General features: G+C 66.1%; 17 protein-coding genes, 1 pseudogene and 1 riboswitch. Of the genes and pseudogenes, 11 read left to right on the top strand and 7 right to left on the bottom strand.

What is annotated here, in order from left to right:
- The first annotated feature begins 33 nt into the window (after window positions 1-33).
- From murC to lpxC, 6 genes and pseudogenes are all read left to right on the top strand, one after another.
- Window positions 34-1,470, top strand: coding sequence for a UDP-N-acetylmuramate--L-alanine ligase (gene murC / locus K5K93_RS09450; RefSeq protein WP_093818913.1), 1,437 nt, complete (start codon window positions 34-36; stop codon window positions 1,468-1,470).
- On the top strand, window positions 1,467-2,471 hold the full coding sequence (locus tag K5K93_RS09445) for a D-alanine--D-alanine ligase (RefSeq protein WP_222390706.1): 1,005 nt from the start codon (window positions 1,467-1,469) through the stop codon (window positions 2,469-2,471). The genes murC and K5K93_RS09445 overlap by 4 nt, the downstream gene beginning before the upstream one ends.
- Window positions 2,468-3,145: pseudogene (locus tag K5K93_RS09440) on the top strand (cell division protein FtsQ/DivIB); the annotation flags it as partial. The gene K5K93_RS09445 and the pseudogene K5K93_RS09440, both read left to right, overlap by 4 nt.
- 68 nt (window positions 3,146-3,213) lie before the next feature.
- Window positions 3,214-4,449, top strand: coding sequence for a cell division protein FtsA (gene ftsA / locus K5K93_RS09435; protein ID WP_025876580.1), 1,236 nt, complete (start codon window positions 3,214-3,216; stop codon window positions 4,447-4,449).
- Between the two features lie 171 nt (window positions 4,450-4,620).
- Window positions 4,621-5,856 (top strand): cell division protein FtsZ, encoded by a 1,236-nt coding sequence (ftsZ, locus tag K5K93_RS09430; RefSeq protein WP_025876577.1) that lies wholly within the window; start codon window positions 4,621-4,623, stop codon window positions 5,854-5,856.
- Window positions 5,857-6,027: 171 nt separating this feature from the next.
- The gene (gene lpxC / locus K5K93_RS09425) at window positions 6,028-6,939 is read left to right on the top strand and encodes a UDP-3-O-acyl-N-acetylglucosamine deacetylase (RefSeq protein ID WP_025876575.1); all 912 of its coding nucleotides are present in this window, start codon (window positions 6,028-6,030) and stop codon (window positions 6,937-6,939) included.
- A 280-nt stretch (window positions 6,940-7,219) separates the two neighbouring features.
- Here the strand turns inward: lpxC and K5K93_RS09420 are convergent, their stop codons facing one another.
- On the bottom strand, window positions 7,220-7,669 hold the full coding sequence (locus K5K93_RS09420) for a DUF721 domain-containing protein (RefSeq protein WP_025876573.1): 450 nt from the start codon (window positions 7,667-7,669) through the stop codon (window positions 7,220-7,222).
- Window positions 7,670-7,681: 12 nt separating this feature from the next.
- Between K5K93_RS09420 and K5K93_RS09415 the strand changes: the two genes are divergently transcribed.
- From K5K93_RS09415 to K5K93_RS09405, 3 genes are all read left to right on the top strand, one after another.
- The gene (locus K5K93_RS09415) at window positions 7,682-8,635 is read left to right on the top strand and encodes a M23 family metallopeptidase (RefSeq protein ID WP_025876571.1); all 954 of its coding nucleotides are present in this window, start codon (window positions 7,682-7,684) and stop codon (window positions 8,633-8,635) included.
- A gap of 265 nt (window positions 8,636-8,900) precedes the next feature.
- A complete protein-coding gene (gene secA, locus K5K93_RS09410; protein ID WP_222390701.1) occupies window positions 8,901-11,633 on the top strand; it encodes a preprotein translocase subunit SecA in 2,733 nt (910 codons plus the stop codon).
- Window positions 11,634-11,728: 95 nt separating this feature from the next.
- Complete coding sequence (locus tag K5K93_RS09405; protein ID WP_222390700.1) at window positions 11,729-12,682, top strand: Nudix family hydrolase; 954 nt, start codon at window positions 11,729-11,731, stop codon at window positions 12,680-12,682.
- 152 nt (window positions 12,683-12,834) lie between these two features.
- On the opposite strand, the gene K5K93_RS09400 is transcribed toward K5K93_RS09405, so the two are convergent.
- From K5K93_RS09400 to K5K93_RS09390, 3 genes are all read right to left on the bottom strand, one after another.
- The gene (locus K5K93_RS09400; protein ID WP_222390698.1) at window positions 12,835-13,413 is read right to left on the bottom strand and encodes a DUF4124 domain-containing protein; all 579 of its coding nucleotides are present in this window, start codon (window positions 13,411-13,413) and stop codon (window positions 12,835-12,837) included.
- A gap of 41 nt (window positions 13,414-13,454) precedes the next feature.
- Complete coding sequence (gene metF, locus K5K93_RS09395; protein WP_093818918.1) at window positions 13,455-14,282, bottom strand: methylenetetrahydrofolate reductase [NAD(P)H]; 828 nt, start codon at window positions 14,280-14,282, stop codon at window positions 13,455-13,457.
- 158 nt (window positions 14,283-14,440) lie between these two features.
- Window positions 14,441-14,662, bottom strand: a complete 222-nt coding sequence (locus tag K5K93_RS09390; protein ID WP_105163456.1) for a hypothetical protein — start codon at window positions 14,660-14,662, stop codon at window positions 14,441-14,443.
- A 189-nt stretch (window positions 14,663-14,851) separates the two neighbouring features.
- On the opposite strand from K5K93_RS09390, the gene K5K93_RS09385 reads away from it, so the two are divergent.
- Window positions 14,852-15,409, top strand: coding sequence for a DUF3228 family protein (locus tag K5K93_RS09385; RefSeq protein WP_222390696.1), 558 nt, complete (start codon window positions 14,852-14,854; stop codon window positions 15,407-15,409).
- Between the two features lie 107 nt (window positions 15,410-15,516).
- Window positions 15,517-16,110, top strand: coding sequence for an energy transducer TonB (locus K5K93_RS09380; RefSeq protein ID WP_222390694.1), 594 nt, complete (start codon window positions 15,517-15,519; stop codon window positions 16,108-16,110).
- Here K5K93_RS09380 and K5K93_RS09375 read toward each other — a convergent pair.
- The 3 genes from K5K93_RS09375 to ahcY all read right to left on the bottom strand — a co-directional run bounded on the left by K5K93_RS09375 (window position 16,107) and on the right by ahcY (window position 18,893).
- Window positions 16,107-16,610, bottom strand: coding sequence for a hypothetical protein (locus K5K93_RS09375; RefSeq protein ID WP_222390692.1), 504 nt, complete (start codon window positions 16,608-16,610; stop codon window positions 16,107-16,109). The genes K5K93_RS09380 and K5K93_RS09375 overlap by 4 nt on opposite strands.
- Entirely contained in the window at window positions 16,610-17,083 is a 474-nt protein-coding gene (ybaK, locus tag K5K93_RS09370) for a Cys-tRNA(Pro) deacylase (protein ID WP_093818927.1), read from the bottom strand. Before ybaK ends, K5K93_RS09375 begins: the two co-directional genes overlap by 1 nt.
- 364 nt (window positions 17,084-17,447) lie before the next feature.
- On the bottom strand, window positions 17,448-18,893 hold the full coding sequence (gene ahcY, locus K5K93_RS09365; RefSeq protein WP_093818928.1) for an adenosylhomocysteinase: 1,446 nt from the start codon (window positions 18,891-18,893) through the stop codon (window positions 17,448-17,450).
- 36 nt (window positions 18,894-18,929) lie between these two features.
- Window positions 18,930-19,012: riboswitch (S-adenosyl-L-homocysteine riboswitch) on the bottom strand.
- Window positions 19,013-19,074: the final 62 nt, after the last annotated feature.

Here is a 19,074-nt window from a genome sequence, read left to right as displayed (position 1 = left end):
ACGCTCCAGCGCCTGCCCTGCGCGAGGCCGCGCATGATCCGCCGCCTGCATGACACCAACGATCTGGTGCGCGCGTTCCCGCGCGTGCATTTCGTCGGCATCGGCGGCACCGGCATGAGCGGCATCGCCGAAGTGATGCTGACGCTGGGCTATGAAGTATCCGGTTCGGACAATGCCGACAATGCTGCGACCCGCCGGCTGGCCGGCCTGGGCGCGCGCATCATGCGCGGCCATTCCGCCGCCAACGTGCTGGGCACCGACTGCGTGGTGGTCTCCAGCGCGATCCGCGAAGACAACCCGGAGCTGATGGAAGCGCGCAGCCAGCGCATTCCGATCATGCCGCGCGCGGCGATGCTGGCTGAACTGATGCGCTTCCGCCGCGGCATCGCCGTGGCCGGTACCCACGGCAAGACCACCACCACCAGCCTGACCGCTGCGGTGCTGAGCGAGGGTGGGCTGGACCCGACCTTCGTGATCGGTGGCCAGCTGCTGGCGGCCGGTGCCAACGCCAAGCTTGGTGGTGGCCAGTGGCTGGTGGCCGAGGCCGACGAGAGCGACGGCAGCTTCCTGCGCCTGAATCCGTTGATGTCGATCATCACCAACATCGATGCCGATCATCTGGAGAACTACGGCAACGACTTCGCCCGCGTGCAGGCGGCGTTCGCCGAGTTCCTGCAGCGCCTGCCGTTCTACGGCCTGGCAGTGCTGTGCATCGACGATCCGGAAGTGGCCGCACTGGCCGCCAGGACTCCGCGCCACGTGATGAGCTACGGCATGAGCCCGCAGGCCGATGTGCGCGCCGAGAACGTGGTGCAGGAAGGTTCGCGCATGCGCTTCACCCTGCGCCTGCCGCAGGGCACCAGCCAGGAAGTGGTGCTGGCGCTGCCGGGCAAGCACAACGTACTCAATGCACTGGCCGCTGCGGCGGTGGGCTGGCAGCTGGGCGTGGCCCCGGATGCGATCGCGCGTGCGCTGGCCAGCTTCGCCGGTGTCGGCCGCCGCTTCAACGACCTGGGCGAAGTGACCACCGCCAGCGGTGCCAAGGTCCGCATCATCGACGACTACGGCCACCATCCGAGCGAGCTGGAAGCGGTGTTCGCCGCCGCGCGTGGTGGCTGGGCCGACAAGCGCCTGGTGGTGGCCTTCCAGCCGCACCGTTACAGCCGTACCCGCGATCAGTTCGACAAGTTCGCCGCCGTGCTGTCCAGCGTCGATGCCCTGGTGCTGAGCGAGGTCTACCCGGCCGGTGAAGAGCCGATCGCCGGCGCCGATTCGCATGCACTGGCCCGCGCCATCCGCGCGCGCGGCCGCAGCGAGCCGGTGGTGGTCGGCAAGGCATCCGAGCTGGCCACCGTGCTGCCGGACGTGCTGCAGGACGGCGATCTGCTGCTGATGATGGGGGCCGGCGACATCGGCGCCGTCGCCAGCCACATTGCCGTGGAAGGCTTCAAGGCGGAGGGCGAGGCGTGAGCACGCTGACCTTCCCGCCGCTGCGCGGCACTGACCCGGCCGTGTTCGGCCGCGTCGCCGTGCTGCTCGGTGGCAGCTCCAGCGAACGCGACGTGTCGCTGGATTCGGGCCGCAATGTGCTCGAAGCCCTACAGTCGCGCGGCGTCGACGCCGTCGCCATCGACGGCATTCCGGCGCTGGCCAAGGCGCTGGCGGCCGGCGGCATCGATCGCGTGTTCAACATCCTGCACGGCCACAATGGTGGTGGTGAGGACGGCATCGTGCAGGGCCTGATGGAGGCCTTCGGCGTGCCGTACACCGGCTCCAACGTGCTGGGCTCGGCGTTGAGCATGGACAAGATCCGCACCAAGCAGGTGTGGCTGTCACTGGGCCTGCCGACCCCGCAGTACCGCGAAGTACACGGAGGTACGAGTGCCGCGGGAGGCAAGATGCCGGGAGCGGCCGAAAAGAATGTCCACGCGCTGGCGGCCGAGCTCGGCCTGCCGGTGGTGGTCAAGCCGGCCAACGAAGGTTCCAGCGTGGGCATCAGCCGGGTCACCGACGACGCCGGCCTGGACGAAGCCGTGGCCCTGGCCGCGCGCTACGACGGCCAGCTGCTGATGGAACAGATGGTGGTGGGCGACGAACTGACCGTGGCCATCCTGGGTGATATCGCGCTGCCGTCGATCCGCATCGTGCCCAAGGGCCAGTGGTACGACTACAACGCCAAGTACATCGCCGAAGACACCCAGTACCTGTGCCCGGGCCTGGATGGTGATGACGAAGACGAGATCCGCCGCATCGCCCTGGCTGCCTTCCGCGCGGCCGGCTGCCGTGGCTGGGGTCGCGTGGACGTGATGCGTGACCGCAGCAGCGGCCGCTTCTTCCTGCTGGAAGTGAACACCGCGCCGGGCATGACCAGCCACTCGCTGGTGCCCAAGGCGGCCGGGCAGGCCGGCATCAGCTTCGAGGAGCTGGTGTGGCGCGTGCTGGAACAGACCCTGGAGGCATCGCACGCATGAACGCGGTGCTGCGCATTTTCGTCTGGCTGTTGGCACTGTCGGTGGTTGCACTGCCGGTGGTGGCCGTGGTCAATGGCTGGGTCGGCGCCGAGCGCTGGCCGCTGGCGAAGCTGCGCGTGCACGGTGAGTTCAAGCGGGTGCCGCCGGAACAGCTGCAGCAGGTGCTGCTGCCGTATGCGCATGCCGGCTTCTTCGCGGTCAAGCTGCAGGACGCGCAGGACGCACTGGAAAAACTGCCGTGGGTAGAAAGCGCGCAGGTGCGCAAGCAGTGGCCGGACGTGCTGGAAGTGACCTTGGTCGAGCACAAGCCGTTCGCGCGCTGGGGCGAAGATCGCCTGCTGTCCGAGCAGGGCAAGCTGTTCCCCACGCCGAAGAAGCTGGCCGACCTGCAGCTGCCCGAGCTGGATGGCCCGGACAGCCAGACCGAGGAAGTGGTCAAGCTGTACAACGATTCGCGCGCGCTGTTCGCGCCGGCAGGCGTCGACGTGCGCCGGCTGACCATGGACGCGCGCGGCAGCTGGTCGCTGCTGCTGAGCAACGGCACTGAAGTGGTGGTCGGCCGCGACGATGCCCGCTCGCGCCTGCAGCGCTTCGTGCGCGTTCTGCCGCAGCTGGCCAACCAGGCCGCGCCGATCGAGCGCGCCGATCTCCGATATACCAATGGTTTCACGCTGAGCTGGGGCACTCCGGCCGCCCCGGCCAATGCACCGGGCACCCCGGCAAGAAGGACGCAGGAAAGAACATGAATCGCAAGGGTGACAAATCGCTGATCGTCGGCTTGGATATCGGCACCTCCAAGGTGGTGGCGCTGGTGGGCGAGTATTCGCCGGGCAACCCGATCGAAGTGATCGGCATCGGCTCCCACGAATCGCGCGGCCTCAAGCGCGGCGTGGTGGTGGACATCGAATCGACCGTGCAGTCGATCCAGCGCGCGGTCGAAGAAGCCGAGCTGATGGCCGGCTGCGAGATCCGCTCGGTGTATGCCTCCATTTCCGGCAACCACGTGCAGTGCAAGAACTCGCCCGGCATCGTGCCGATCCGCGACGGTGAAGTGACCTGGGGCGACCTCGACCGCGTGCTCGATGCGGCCAAGGCAGTGGCGATCCCGGCCGACCAGAAGATCCTGCATGCGATCCCGCGCGAGTACGTGCTGGATGATTCGCAGGAAGGCATCCGCAACCCCGTTGGCATGACCGGCGTGCGCCTGGAGGTGCATGCGCACCTGGTGGTGTGCGCGCAGTCGGCCGCGGCCAACATCAGCAAGTGCGTGCAGCGCTGCGGCCTGCAGGTGGACGACCTGGTGCTGTCCTCGCTGGCGTCCAGCGTGGCGGTGCTGACCGCCGACGAGCGCGAGCTGGGCGTGGTGCTGGTCGACATGGGCGCCGGCACCACCGACATCGCAGTGTTCGTGCAGGGCGCGATCTGCCACACCGCCTCGCTGCCGATCGCCGGCGACCACGTGACCAACGACATCGCGCACATGCTGCGCACGCCGACCCCGGAAGCCGAGCAGATCAAGGTGCGCTATGCATGCGCCCTGGCCCAGCTGGCCACCGCCGAGGAAAGCATCCAGGTGCCGTCGGTCGGTGATCGTCCGCCGCGCCGCATGCCGCGCCACGCGCTGGCGCAGGCCGTGCAGGGCCGCTACGAAGAGATCTTCGAAATGGTGCAGGCCGAACTGCGCCGCTCCGGCTTCGAGGAACTGGTGCGCGCCGGCATGGTGCTGACCGGTGGTGCCTCGAAGATGGAAGGCGTGGTCGAACTGGCCGAGGAAATGCTGCAGATGCCGGTACGCGTGGGCATCCCGCAGCACGTTACCGGGCTGGGCGAAGTGGTGGGCAACCCGGTGCATGCCACCGGTGTGGGCCTGCTGCTGATGGGCAGCCAGATCGAGCATCCGCGCCGGCCGTCGCTGCCGACCGGCCGCGCCGGAAGCATGTTCAAGAAACTCAAGACCTGGTTCCGCGGCGAATTCTGACGCGGCACCTGTAACACCCGGGCGCAGCCCGGCTGCAACACCCGCAGTACCCGCATCACGACGCAACAACGCAACACACAACCCACACAGCCGCAACGGCAACATGACACGCGAAGGCAGGAGGCCCGACCGTCCATGCCACCGACAAGCGGATACAACGAGGACACGGACATGGCGCATTTTGAACTGATCGAAAAGATGGCACCCAATGCGGTGATCAAGGTGGTTGGCGTGGGCGGCGGCGGCGGCAATGCCGTGGCGCACATGGTCAACTCGGCAGTGGATGGCGTGGAATTCATCACCGCCAACACCGACTCGCAGGCCATCAAGAATTGTGGTGCCAAGCTGCAGCTGCAGCTGGGTACCAATGTCACCAAGGGCCTGGGCGCAGGCGCGAATCCGGAAGTCGGCCGCCAGGCTGCGCTGGAAGACCGTGAGCGCATCATGGACGCGCTGCAGGGTGCGGACATGGTGTTCATCACCGCTGGCATGGGCGGTGGCACCGGTACCGGCGCTGCGCCGGTGGTGGCACAGCTGGCCAAGGAAATGGGCATCCTGACCGTGGCCGTGGTGACCAAGCCGTTCCCGTTCGAAGGCCGCCGCCGCATGCAGGTCGCGCTGAAGGGCATCGAAGAACTGAGCCAGCACTGCGACTCGCTGATCACCATCCCCAACGAGAAGCTGATCACCGTGCTGGGTCGCAATGCGACCATGATCCAGGCCTTCCGTGCCGCCAATGACGTGCTGCAGGGCGCCGTGCAGGGCATCGCCGACCTGATCGTGCGTCCGGGCCTGATCAACGTCGACTTCGCCGACGTGCGCACCGTCATGTCCGAAATGGGCCTGGCGATGATGGGTACCGGTACCGCCCGCGGCGATGACCGCGCGCAGGCCGCGGCCGAGTCGGCCATCCAGAACCCGCTGCTGGACGATGTGAACCTGGCCGGCGCCAACGGCATCCTGGTCAACATCACCGCCGGTGCCGACTTCACCATGGCCGAGTTCGACGAGATCGGCCGCACCATCGACGGCTTCGCTTCGGAAGACGCGACCGTGGTGGTGGGTACCGTGCTCGATCCGGACATGCAGGACGAAGTGCGCGTGACCGTGGTCGCCACGGGCCTGAACCGCGTCTCGGCCAGCAAGACCCAGCGTCCGGGCGAGCGTGCACCGATCAAGCTGGTCCGCAACGCCACCACCGGCCAGCCGGAGTTCGGCGAGTTCGACAACGGCGGCGATGCCGTGTCCAAGGCCGTCGGCGGCATGGGCCTGGGCCTGCGTCGCGCCAGCAGCGACAGCGTGGCAGCTTCCACCCCGTCGGCTCCGGCCTCCTCGGCACCGGCCGCGGCGGAACTGCCGAACGATTACCTGGACATCCCGGCGTTCCTGCGCCGCCAGGCGGACTGATCGACGCTGCCCGGGGCTTGTCCCCCCCGGGTTGCGCCACCATGTCCTGAAAACGCGGGCGCCGGGCCAGGATGGGCCCGGCCGCCCTGCTTCACGCGCGTCCCACCGGCGTTTCAGCCGGGGTAGGGGACCCTGCGTGTTAATCTACTGTGTCACTTCCGGTCGTCCCCCATGATCCAGCAACGCACCCTCAAGAACACGATCCGCGCCACCGGTGTAGGCCTGCACAGCGGCGACAAGGTCTACATGACCCTGCGTCCGGCGCCGGTCAACCATGGCATCGTGTTCCGGCGCGTGGACCTGGACCCGGTCGTGGAAGTGCCTGCGAAGGCCGAACTGGTCACCGAAGTGACCCTGTGCACCGGCCTGACCTGCAACGACGCCAAGATCCAGACCGTCGAGCACCTGATGTCGGCCCTGGCCGGCCTGGGTGTGGACAACATCATCGTCGAACTGTCCTCGGCCGAGCTGCCGATCATGGACGGTTCGTCCGGCCCCTTCGTGTTCCTGCTGCAGTCGGCAGGCATCGTCGAACAGGATGCGCCGAAGCGCTTCATCCGCGTGCTGAAGACCGTGGAAGTGACCGAGGGCGACAAGATGGCCCGCTTTACCCCGTACGAGGGGTACAAGCTGGGCTTCACCATCCAGTTCGACCACCCGATGATCCCGGCCAAGCAGTCGCGCCAGGAAATCGAGTTCTCGACGATGGCCTACACCAAGGAAATCTCCCGCGCGCGCACCTTCGGCTTCATGCGCGATCTGGAATACATGCGCGAGCGCAATCTCGGCCTGGGCGGTTCGATGGACAACGCCATCGTGCTCGACGAGTTCCGCGTGCTCAACGAAGACGGACTGCGCTACGCCGACGAATTCGTGCGGCACAAGATTCTTGACGCGATCGGCGACCTCTATCTGGCCGGCGGCCAGGTGCTGGGTGCCTACGAGGGCTTCAAGTCCGGCCACGCGCTCAACAACAAGCTGGTGCGGGCGCTGATGGCCGATGCCACCGCCTGGGAATGGGTCACTTACGACTCGCCGGCCGTGCCGGACCCGGTGGTGTACGCCACACCGGCCTATGCCTGATTTCACAAGTTGTTGAATTTTAATGAAAAGACGCCGCCTCCCAAGGCGGCGTCTGTATTTCCGGTGTTGCCTGGCGCACTGGCGCAGTCGGTGACGCGACGGTAGGGCCGAGGTCACGGTTTTGTGAACCTGTTGGATCCGAAGCCTGAATTTAACGTTGTTTTAACAACAATCTAACGACTGCCCCACCGGGGCCAGCTAGGATGCGACCCGGCCCCCGAAATGTTTCACGCAGCGGTGACACGCGCGACGGGGAGTGGAGCAGGACGCTCCGCTGCTTTCAGGTTTCCCGCTTCGGTTTCGAAGGAAGGTCCTGCAGAGCTGCCAAGGCGTCGCGTAGCCCTTTGTGCGTGGCGGCTGAAACTGCGTGGGGTCCATTCCGGTTGTCGAGCGCTGGGGAGCGCGTGGGAGTGGGAGACGCAGTCTTGACGGTCACCTTGGTGGCCTTCAGCCCGATGGACCGGGCCGCGTCGAGCAACTGGGCTTCGGCAAGCCGCAACTTGGCATGCCAGACCGGGGACTCGACGAGAAAAACGAGGTGTTCCCCGTCCACATTGGCCAGCCGGCAACGGCTGCGCAGAGGTGGCGGCAACTGGGGGCGCAACTGACGGTCCAGCGCGTCGAGCCATAGGGCACGCCGCAGCGGGTTCCCGCTTTTGTCCGCCATCACTGCATCCAGGGCCGGTTTCGGTCGGGATGCGGGACGAACGCTGGATTTCGGCTCAGACATGAAAACTCACTGATGGCATTCAAAAAGATCGTAATCAAAACGCGTGAAGGACAGGCCAAATCGGCGCTCACGCGTTTGCGGTTCTACTTCGAGGACCGCCCCCGAGCCCTGCTGGGCAGCGTGCTCGGCGCAGGTTGCATTATCGGCCTTGCCGGTGGAATTGGCGTCAGCGCGCTCAATGACTCGCGCCTGCAGGCCAAGGTCGACCGCCAGGAGGCCGAGCTGGCCAAGGTCCAGCGCGATGCGCAGACCCAGGTCAACGCGCTGGCTGCCCGCCTCGGCGAGCTGCAGGCGCAGGCCACCCGCCTGAACGCCCTGGGCGAGCGACTGACCCAGATGGGCAAGCTGGAAGACGGCGAATTCGACTTCAACGAGACCCCCGGCCTCGGTGACGGTGATGCCGGCGGCCCGACCGCCGACATCCCGGTCAAGGACGTCAACGCCGACTTACAGGTGCTGGAGCAGCGCTTCGCTGCTTCAGGCCGCCAGTTGTCGGTGATGGAATCGCTGATGTTCGACCACCAGCTGCAGCAGAACGCCGTGCCCTCGCGCATGCCGATCCGCAACAGCTACGTCACCTCCGGCTTTGGTACCCGTGCCGACCCGTTCGGTCGCGGTGCCGCCACCCACAAGGGCATGGACTTCCACGCCCGCGTCGGTGACCCGGTGATGTCGGTAGCCGACGGCGTGGTCAGCTTCTCCGGCGTCAAGGGCGGCTACGGCAACGTGGTCGATGTGGACCACGGCAATGGCTACGTCACCCGCTACGCGCACAATTCGCGCCTGGTGGTGAAGGTTGGCGACCTCGTCCGTGCCGGCCAGGAAGTGGCCAAGGCCGGTTCCACCGGTCGTTCGACCGGCGCCCACGTGCACTTCGAGGTGTGGGAGAACGGCAACGTGGTCAACCCGCGCAAGTTCCTCGGCGATGGCGGCAATACCCCGGTCGGGCGCATCACCCGCGGTTGATTGCAACGCCGGGCGTGGCCCGGCGCTAACGGGAAGCCGTCGGATCCCGGCGGTAGCGCGGGGCCATGCCCCGCGAGCGCGAAGCGCGGCCACCACGACCCCGGTCCCGGCCGCCCAGAAGACCGCACAGGGTTGAAACCCCAGCGGCCCATCCCAAGCTACAATGGGTGTTGCCATCGACAGGGCGCCAGGCGCCCTGATTCGTTTGCGGCGGACGGATCCTTCCCGGAGCCGTGCGGCATTTCCATCCAACCCGGTTCCCTCAATGATCAACAGCCTGCTTACCCGCGTATTTGGCAGTCGTAATGAACGACAGCTGCGCCAGCTCAACCGCATCGTCGCCAAGATCAATGCGCTGGAGCCGGAGATCGAGAAGCTTTCCGACGAGCAGCTGCAGGCCAAGACGCCGGAATTCAAGCAGCGCATCGCCGCTGGTGAAGCCCTGGACAAGGTGTTGCCCGAAGCGTTCGCGGTCTGCCGCGAGGCCGGTCGCCGCGTGCTGGGCATGCGCCACTACGACGTGCAGCTGATCGGCGGCATGGTGCTTCACCTGGGCAAGATCGCAGAAATGCGCACCGGTGAAGGCAAGACCCTGGTGGCGACCCTGCCGGTGTACCTCAACGCGCTGGAAGGCAAGGGCGTGCACGTGGTCACCGTGAACGACTACCTGGCCCGCCGCGATGCCGCGCAGATGGGCAAGCTGTACAACTGGCTGGGCCTGAGCGTGGGCGTGGTCTACCCGGGCATGCCGCACAGCGACAAGCGCGAAGCCTATGGTTCGGACATCACCTACGGCACCAACAACGAATTCGGTTTCGACTACCTGCGCGACAACATGGCGCTGTCCAAGGCTGACCGCTACCAGCGCGGCCTGCACTACGCCATCGTCGACGAAGTCGACTCCATCCTGATCGACGAAGCGCGTACCCCGCTGATCATCTCCGGCCCGGCCGACGATTCCCCGGAGCTGTACATCCGCGTCAACCGCATCGTGCCGAACCTGGTCAAGCAGGAAGCGGAAGACGGCGAAGGCGACTTCTGGGTCGATGAGAAGGGCAAGCAGGTGCACCTGTCCGAAGCGGGCATGGAGCACGCCGAACAGCTGCTGGTGGAAGCGGGCATCCTCGATGCCGAGACCGAAGGCCTGTACGCGGCGCAGAACCTGACCGTGGTCCACCACCTCAACGCCGCCCTGCGCGCGCACGCCATCTACCAGCGCGATGTGGACTACATCGTGCGCGATGGCGAAGTGGTCATCGTCGACGAATTCACCGGCCGTACCCTGGCCGGCCGCCGCTGGTCCGATGGCCTGCACCAGGCAGTGGAAGCGAAGGAAGGCGTGCCGGTCCAGCGCGAAAACCAGACGCTGGCCAGCATCACCTTCCAGAACCTGTTCCGCATGTACAAGAAGCTGTCCGGCATGACCGGTACGGCCGACACCGAAGCGTTCGAATTCCAGAGCATCTACGGCCTGGAAGTGGTGGTGATCCCGACCAACCGCCCGACCATCCGCAAGGACAGCCCGGACCAGGTGTTCCTCAACCGCAAGGGCAAGTTCAACGCGGTGCTGGCCGACATCGAAGAGTGCGCCAAGCGTGGCCAGCCGGTGCTGGTGGGCACCACCTCGATCGAAACTTCGGAAATGCTGTCCGAGCACCTGCGCAAGGCGGGTGTGAAGCACGAAGTGCTCAACGCCAAGCAGCACGACCGCGAAGCGACCATCGTTGCCAACGCCGGTCGTCCGGCCGCCGTGACCATCGCCACCAACATGGCCGGTCGTGGTACCGACATCGTGCTGGGCGGTTCGCTGGAAGCGGAAATCCACGAGCTGGGCGAAGGCGCGACCGACGAGCAGAAGGCCGCGATCAAGGCCGAGTGGCAGAAGCGCCATGACGCGGTCAAGGCGGCCGGCGGCCTGCACATCGTCGGCACCGAACGCCACGAATCGCGTCGTATCGACAACCAGCTGCGTGGCCGTTCGGGCCGCCAGGGTGACCCGGGCTCGTCCCGTTTCTACCTGTCGCTGGAAGACAACCTGATGCGCATCTTCGCCTCCGATTGGGTGCAGAAGGCCATGCGCATGATGGGCATGAAGGAAGACGACGTCATCGAAGACCGCCTGGTCAGCCGCCAGATTGAAAAGGCGCAGCGCAAGGTCGAGGCCCACAACTTCGACATCCGCAAGAACCTGCTGGACTTCGACGACGTCAACAACGACCAGCGCAAGGTGATCTACGCCCAGCGCGATGAACTGCTGGACGCCGAGTCGGTGAAGGACAACGTCGATGGCATCCGCGACGACGTGATCTTCGACGTGGTCGCCCGCTTCGTGCCGCCGAACTCGGTGGACGAGCAGTGGGACCTGCGTGGCCTGGAAGCCACGCTGCAGTCGGACTTCGGCGTGGACATGTCGCTGACCGATCTGGTCAAGTCGCACGAGGAACTGGACGCCGAAGGCATCACCGCCAAGGTGCAGGAGCGCATCAACCAGCACTTCGCCGAGAAGGAAGCGGGCGTGGGCGAAGAGACCATGCGCGCGCTGGAGAAGCACGTGATGCTGACCGTGCTCGATCAGAGCTGGAAGGAGCACCTGGCGCGCATGGATTACCTGCGCCAGGGCATCTACCTGCGCGGTTATGCGCAGAAGCAGCCGAAGCAGGAATACAAGAAGGAAGCCTTCGAGCTGTTCTCGGACATGCTGGAGAACGTCAAGCGCGAAGTGGTGACCCTGCTGGCCCGCGTGCGCATCCGCAGCGACGAGGAAGTGCAGGCACTGGAAGCGGCCGAGCGCCAGCAGGTCGAAGCCCGCCTGAGCCAGTCGCAGTTCCAGCACCAGGATGCTGGCGGCTACGGTGCCGACGAAGAGGCGGCGCAGGTGGAGGCCGCCCAGCAGGGCGTGGCGCAGCTGCAGCGTGACGAGCCCAAGATTGGTCGCAACGATCCGTGCCCGTGCGGCAGCGGCAAGAAGTACAAGCACTGCCACGGCCAGCTGAGCTGACCCCCGGAGAGCCCCGCGAAAGCGGGGCTTTCCTGTTGGGGCCCTGAGGCGTTCGGCGATTGCGCCGGTGCCCCGCTTTTCGGCATGCTTCGGCCATGCCTTCCCCGAAACGATCGATCCACGTCGTTGCCGCCGTCATCACCGACGCCCGCGGCCGCATCCTGCTCAACCGCCGTACCGAAAGCCGCGACATGGCCGGCCTCTGGGAATTCCCGGGCGGCAAGCGCGAGCCCGGTGAAACCTCCGAACAGGCGCTGGTGCGCGAGCTGCACGAGGAGCTGGGCATCGAGGCCGAGGTGGGCGAGTGGATCATGGACGTGCCGCAGCGCTACCCGGACAAGGACCTGACCCTGGAAGTGCGCCACGTGCGCAGCTGGAAGGGCGCCCCGCGCGGACGCGAGGGCCAGGCCATCACCTGGGTGACGCCGGACAAGCTGGCCCGTTATTCAATGCCGCCGGCCGACCTGCCGGTGGTGGCCGCACTGCGCCAGCCGGACTGCTACCTGATCACCCCTGCGCCGGACATCGATGAGGTCGGCCTGCAGCGTTGGCACGGCCAGCTGCAGCAGGCCGTGGCTTCCGGGCAACAACGCATCCAGCTGCGCCTGCCCGCCGAGCATCCGCAGCGTCAGCGCGTGATCGAGCAGGCCGTGCGCGCGCATCGGCGCGGTGTGCAGTGGCTGCTCAACCGCGATATCGAACTGGCGCGCACCCTCGGCGTTGGCGTGCACCTGGGCAGCGAGCAGCTGCAGTCGCTGCAGGAACGGCCGCTGCCGCCGGGGCAGCTGGTGGCCGCCTCCTGCCACGGGCTTGAGCAGCTGCTGGCCGCACAGCGGCTGGGCTGCGATTTCGCCGTGCTGGGGCCAGTGCAGGCCACCGCGAGCCATCCCGATGCAGTGCCGTTGGGGTGGGAGGCCTTCGCCGCGCTGCGCGCGCAGGTCTCGCTGCCGATCTATGCGCTCGGCGGCATGACACCGCAGCATGTGGCCGAGGCACGCCGGCATGGCGGGCAGGGTATCGCCGCCATCCGCGGACTATGGCCGGTGTAGCGCGATACGCAGGATCGGATCCCCGCGACGCGGGGCTCTGACCTCCTCGCTTGAATCCGGGGTCGGAGCCCTTTCCGCTGGAGGGGGATCCGACCCCTCACCGCAAGCAGTAGATCCACGCCATGCGTGGATGGCGGTTCGGCAGACCCCGCTCACAACGTAATCCAGAAACACCCATATTGCCGCCGCAGCCCAAGCACCGTCGCCGCACGCGTGGCGCTGCCCGGCAGGGTCTGCTCCAACCGCAACCCGATCGGATGGCGCCGTGCAGCCGGTACCGGCACCGTTTCCGAATCCTGTGAGGCGATGTCCTGGCCCTCATCCAGATCCTGGCGCGGATACACCGGCACCACGTCCACCAGCGGCCGCCGCACCACCGATTCCAGCTGGCCAAGAATCCGCTGTGCGCCGGCATCGGACACCGCGCCCCACAGGTACAGCGAAGAAAGCCGGTTCACATCACCGATGCTGACCGCCGTATGCAGGGCCTGCACCAGTTCACTCAAGCGGCGCGGACAGCTGCTGCCGAGGCTGTCGCGTTGCAGGGTATTGCCGGAAGGCGCCGGCGGTGGCCGCCGGGACTGCGCGCCCAGGCTGTCGCAGGGGCGGTCGGTATAGACACTTTGCCCCTGCGGATCGGTGCAGCGGTTCAAGCGCGTGGACTGCGCCTGCACACCGGCGCAGACACCGGGCAGCAGCAGGACCAGCAACAGGGACAGGACGAGCTTCATCGATGCAGCGTAGCGCCGATTGCGATAAAGCAGCGTACTTTTCAGCCTTGCAGCAGCTTCAGTACCGAGACCGTTGGCTTGGCCAGGTTCAAGGTGTAGAAGTGCAGGCCCGGTGCGCCGCCTTCGACCAGGCGCTGGCACAGCTTGGCCACCACTTCGGCGCCGAAGGCGCGCACCGATTCGGCGTCGTCACCGTAGGCCTGCATCTTGCGGCTGATCCAGCGCGGGATTTCCGCACCGCACTGTTCGGAGAAACGGCGCAGCTGGCTGAAGTTGGAGATCGGCATGATGCCCGGGGTGATCGGCACCTGCACGCCGAGCCGCTGCACTTCGTCGACGAAGTGGAAGTAGGCGTCGGGATTGAAGAAGTACTGGGTGATGGCGGCATCGGCACCAGCGTCGATCTTGGCCTTGAAGTGCTTCAGGTCGAGCAGGGCGTCCTGCGCCTGTGGGTGCGTTTCCGGATACGCGCCCACTTCGATGCGGAAGGCATCGCCGTGTTCGGCGCGGATGAAGGCGATCAGTTCGGAGGCGTAGCGCATGTCGCCAGGAAAGCCCATGCCCGAGGGCAGGTCGCCGCGCAGTGCGACCAGGCGCCGGCAGCCGATGGCGCGGTAGAGCTTGAGCAGTTCGCGGATTTCCTGGCGGGTACCGCCGACGCAGGACAGGTGCGGTGCCGCGTCGAAGCCATGGTGCTGGTTGAGATGGCGCACGGTCTCGGAGGTGTAGCTGAGGGTCGAGCCGCCGGCGCCGAAGGTACAGGACACGTACTCGGGGGCATAGGCCTTCAGCCTGGCCGCGGCACGGTCCAGCTGGGTGCGCTGTTCGTCGGTCTTGGGCGGATAGAACTCGAAGCTGATGGCGGTCATGGCACGGGCGGCGGCATCGGGTGCGAAGCAGTATATCTCTTCATCGAGATGGATGTGTAAATGTTGGTCTCAATCCGCAGGAAGCATGATCCGCTCCTTATGGAATGGCCAATGGTTTTCACACCATGGGCCACCCAAGTTACCAGCTGGCCTGACTCTCAGCGCTTTTCGACCTTGTTGCCATGCTCGGCAAACAGCGCATCGAGCTTGCTCCAGCTGAGTCGATAGCCCTTTTTCCCATCGGCGCGAAACCATACCGCAGACCCGTTGGACACCTTGAGCTCGCCGAACTTGTCGTCATCCTTGCGGACGGCGAATGACACATCAGCCTTACCCAGTTCGCGGGAAGGCAGGGTGAAATGTACTTTATGGGTTGCCATGAGGATTTCGTCCTGAAATTGATGTCATCGACTTGCAGCTGATTTTCCAGCCACCGAAGTCATGGCGGCATGCGCTGGAATTTCTTGAGCGCTGATATGGCGGAACCAATGCGGGCAGAGAGCGTGCTAGGCAGACGCATTGCCGTCCCACCCGTTACCCTGACAGTCTGTTCCGGTCCGTAGTTCGCCATGTCCATCGTCCTCACCGATTTCGCCCGCCCCCGCCTGTTCCCGCGCGTACCGCGCGCCAACACCATCCAGGACTGCAGTGCCGAGCAGTTCCAGGCGCATCTCAATGCGCACCCGCCGCTGAAGGTGCTCGATGGCTATGCGCCATTCTGCAAGCTGTTCGTCTATGAAAACTGGACCAGCACGCGCTGCCTGACCGTGCCGATCACCGACGCCAACCGGCACCAGCTGCGCAGTGGCTACGAGGCGCGCAACCGCGAGGAACTGCCGGTGCTGGTGCGCTGGTTCGAGGGGGTGGAATCGCCACGGGCCAATTACCTGGTGGTGATCCTGTACAGCGCCGAGCAGCTGGCCAAGGAAGGTTCACCCATCGATGCGGACTGGGGCATCGTCGGCTGCATCTATACCGCCGAGCCGGAAGAAGTACCGATGGCCCCGATCACCATGATGCGCAATGCGCTGGGCGTGGAGGAAGGGGGTTCGGGCGTGCCGCTGGACCGCCAAGCCTATCAGCGCGCGGTGGCGTTCTGGGAGAACAACGCCAACTGGCGGCCGTGATGAGACGTTGTGAAACGGCCACGAAACAACACGCTACGATGGCGGCAGATTGACGCAGGAGGTGCAGAGTGATGATGGGACGCATGAATCCACGGGGCGCTGTGTTGATGGCGGTGCTTGCCGCTGGTGGTTGCTCGGCGGGATACGACGCCGACGCTTCCTGCGGAAGCTTTTCCGAGCCGGCGGCGCTCCGCGATGCCGGTGTCGACCAGTTGCAGGCGTCCAACGCCGGAGGGCGCTGCACGTTCCGCGCCACCGGGCGCGATGCAGCAGCGCTGCAACGCCAGCAACGCATGCTGGAGGCGATCTCCCTCATCGCATGTGGCAAGCCGGCACACGCCCAGCCGACGCAGGGAACTCCGGGCTTCGAACTGCAGATGCCATCGCGCTGCCCGCTCTCGGCACGCACCTCGCAGGTTGTCCAGGATGCCGCTCGCTGGCGTCTCGACCGTCCGTCCATGCCGAGCTACCCGGCGGCTGCACGCGCTGACAACCTGCAGGGCAAAGCGAGCATGAGCGTGCTGTTGAACGACCAGGGGCACGCCGAAGCTGTCATCGTGGCGGGCTCCAGCGGTCATCCGCTGCTCGACGAAGCAGCGGTGAAGGCCGCGCTGGGGTGGCGATGGAAGCGGGAGGGAGGGACCTCCGGCACCCCGCGCATGAGCCTTGTGCCTGCCACAGCGACGTTTGCGAGCGATTAACCGGCCGAACGCCCCGCCAGCGGTGTCCACTCCCACCACGGGTAGTGGTACTCGCGGTCGGTGGCATCCCAGCACTGGCCGCAGCAGGTGCAGGCCACCCGATGGCGGTCGCCCCAGCCATCCTCGGCCACGCCCTGTTCCAGCAGCCGCACATGCCCCTGCTCGATGAGCCGGCGTGGGTCAAAGAACAGGTAATCCGGATACAGCGCGCACAGGCAGCCTTTGCGCTCATGCCAGTAGCGCAGGCGGCGCAGTGCGGCCTGCAGGTGCACATCGTTGCTGACCAGCGCACCGCCAAGCTGCACGCCCTGGCAGGCCTGCTCGATCCGCTCGGTCTGCGACGCCAGCGCATCCAGCGTCGTAGCGCTGAACAGCCGTGCCAGGCGGCTGCTGGCGGCATGGATACGACTGGCATCGCGCGACAGCAGGTCCTGCAGCAGCACATCGGCCTGCGGGTCGTCCAGCCGCGGTGGCGGCGATGTGGACCAGGGCCAGCGCATCACCGGGCCCTGCCGATCGCGGCGTAGTGGCCGCCGGTCAGGCGCAGCAGGTCGGTCGGTGCCAGCTCCACTTCCAGGCCACGCCGTCCCGCGCTGACGTGCAGGGTGGGCAGTGCCTGCGCGCTGGCGTCGAGAAAACTGCGCAGGCGCTTCTTCTGTCCAAGCGGGCTGATGCCGCCGACCAGATAGCCGGTTGCGCGCTGCGCGGCATCGACGGCGGCCATCTCGCACTTCTTGCAGCCGGCCGCCTCGGCCAGTGCTTTCAGATCAAGCTGGCCAGCCACCGGCACGATGGCAACGAGCAGTTCGTGCGTTTCGGTGCTGGCCAGCAGGGTCTTGAATACCTGTGCCGGGTCCAGGCCCAGCTTTTCGACGGCTTCGCCGCCATAGGATTCGGCATGGGCATCGTGCACGTAGCTGTGCACGGTATGGGCGATCTTCTCGCGCTTGAGCAGGTTGATGGCCGGGGTCATGGGCGTATCGTAGCGCCGCGCGCGGGCGTTGCCTTGACCGAGACTACTGCGGGTGGCCAATGGAAAGCATCCACGCGCGGCGTGGATCTACCATGGTACCGATGGAAAGCATCCACGCGCGGCGTGGATCTACCATGGGACCGATGGACAGCCTCCACGCGCGGCGTGGATCTACCATGGGACCGATGGACGGCATCCACGCGCGGCGTGGATCTACTGGATCGGGCGATACATGCGGTAGATCCACGCCATGCGTGGATGCGTGGTGCACGAGCGCACGCCAAACCAGGACGGGCGCCCGAAGGCGCCCGTCCGTGTGTTGCATGCACTGGTAGTGCCGGCCGCTGGCCGACACCTGCAGGCATCAGTAGCGGTAATGATCCGGCTTGAACGGACCGTCCACCGGCACGCCGATGTAGTCGGCCTGTTCCTGGCTCAGGGTGGTCAGCTTCACGCCGATCTTTTCCAGGTGCAGGCGGGCCACTTCTTCGTCCAGCTTCTTCGGCAGCAGGTACACCTTGTTCTCGTAGGTGCCCTTGTTGGCCCACAGGTCGATCTGCGCCAGGGTCTGGTTGGCGAACGAGTTGGACATCACGAAGCTCGGGTGGCCGGTGGCGCAGCCCAGATTGACCAGGCGGCCTTCGGCCAGCAGGAAGATCGCATTGCCGTTGGGGAAGATGTACTTGTCCACCTGCGGCTTGATGTTGACGTGCTTCACGCCCGGGAAGGCGACCAGCGCATCGACCTGGATCTCGTTGTCGAAGTGGCCGATGTTGCAGACGATGGCCTGGTCCTTCATCGCGCTCAGGTGCTCGATGCGGATGATGTCCTTGTTGCCGGTGGTGGTGACGTACAGGTCGGCACGGCCCAGGGTGGATTCGATGGTGTTGACCTCGAAGCCTTCCATCGCCGCCTGCAGGGCGCAGATCGGATCGATCTCGGTGACCACCACGCGCGCGCCGTAGGCACGCAGCGACGCGGCGCAGCCCTTGCCGACGTCACCGTAGCCGCAGACCACGGCGACCTTGCCGGCCAGCATCACGTCCATCGCGCGCTTGAGGCCATCGGCCAGCGACTCGCGGCAGCCGTACAGGTTGTCGAACTTGCTCTTGGTGACCGAGTCGTTGACGTTGATCGCCGGGATCAGCAGGGTGCCGGCCTGGGCCAGCTGGTACAGGCGGTGCACGCCGGTGGTGGTTTCTTCCGAAACGCCCTTCCAGTCCTTGACCACGCGGCCCCAGTAACCCGGGCGCTCCTTGGCCACGCGCTTGAGCAGGTTCTTGATGACCTGCTCTTCGTGCGAAGCGGCCTTTTCGTCGACCCAGGTGCTGCCGTTTTCCAGCTCGTAGCCCTTGTGGATCAGCAGGGTCACATCACCGCCGTCGTCGACCACCAGCTCCGGGCCGGTCAGGGTGCCGTCGGGCAGGGTGAAGGTCAGCGCGTCCAGGGTGCAGTCCCAGTACTCTTCCAGCGACTCGCCCTTCCAAGCGAACACGGGGGTGCCGGTGGCGGCGATCGCCGCAGCGGCGTGGTCCTGGGTCGAGAAGATGTTGCACGAAGCCCAGCGCACGTCAGCGCCGATGTCCTTCAGGGTCTCGATCAGCACCGCGGTCTGGATGGTCATGTGCAGCGAGCCGGTCACGCGCACGCCCTTCAGCGGCAGCTCGGCCTGGTACTTGCGGCGGATGGACATCAGGCCCGGCATCTCGTGCTCGGCGATGTCCAGTTCCTTGCGGCCCCAGTCGGCCAGGGTGATGTCGCGGATCTTGTAGTCGCCTTCGGTGGAGAAGGTCTTGGCAACAGCATTCATGCAGTAGCTCCGGTTGTGGGCGAGCGGATGCTCGCATCTGGCCGGGCGCCGTTGTTGCAAAGCCACCTGGCCGAGCCTGGCCGGTCTCAGGGGATCCGGTCGCAGCGCCCCTCGGCAGGGGAGGATGCCCATTATATCGCGCCTCCGCTGTGACACGGCGATGACCCAACCATCGGCAGAT

This window comes from Stenotrophomonas sp. DR822 (assembly GCF_019793815.1).
In the GTDB taxonomy this organism is placed as follows: Bacteria; Pseudomonadota; Gammaproteobacteria; order Xanthomonadales; family Xanthomonadaceae; genus Stenotrophomonas; species Stenotrophomonas indicatrix.
This window is presented reverse-complemented; position numbering and strand designations above follow the sequence as displayed.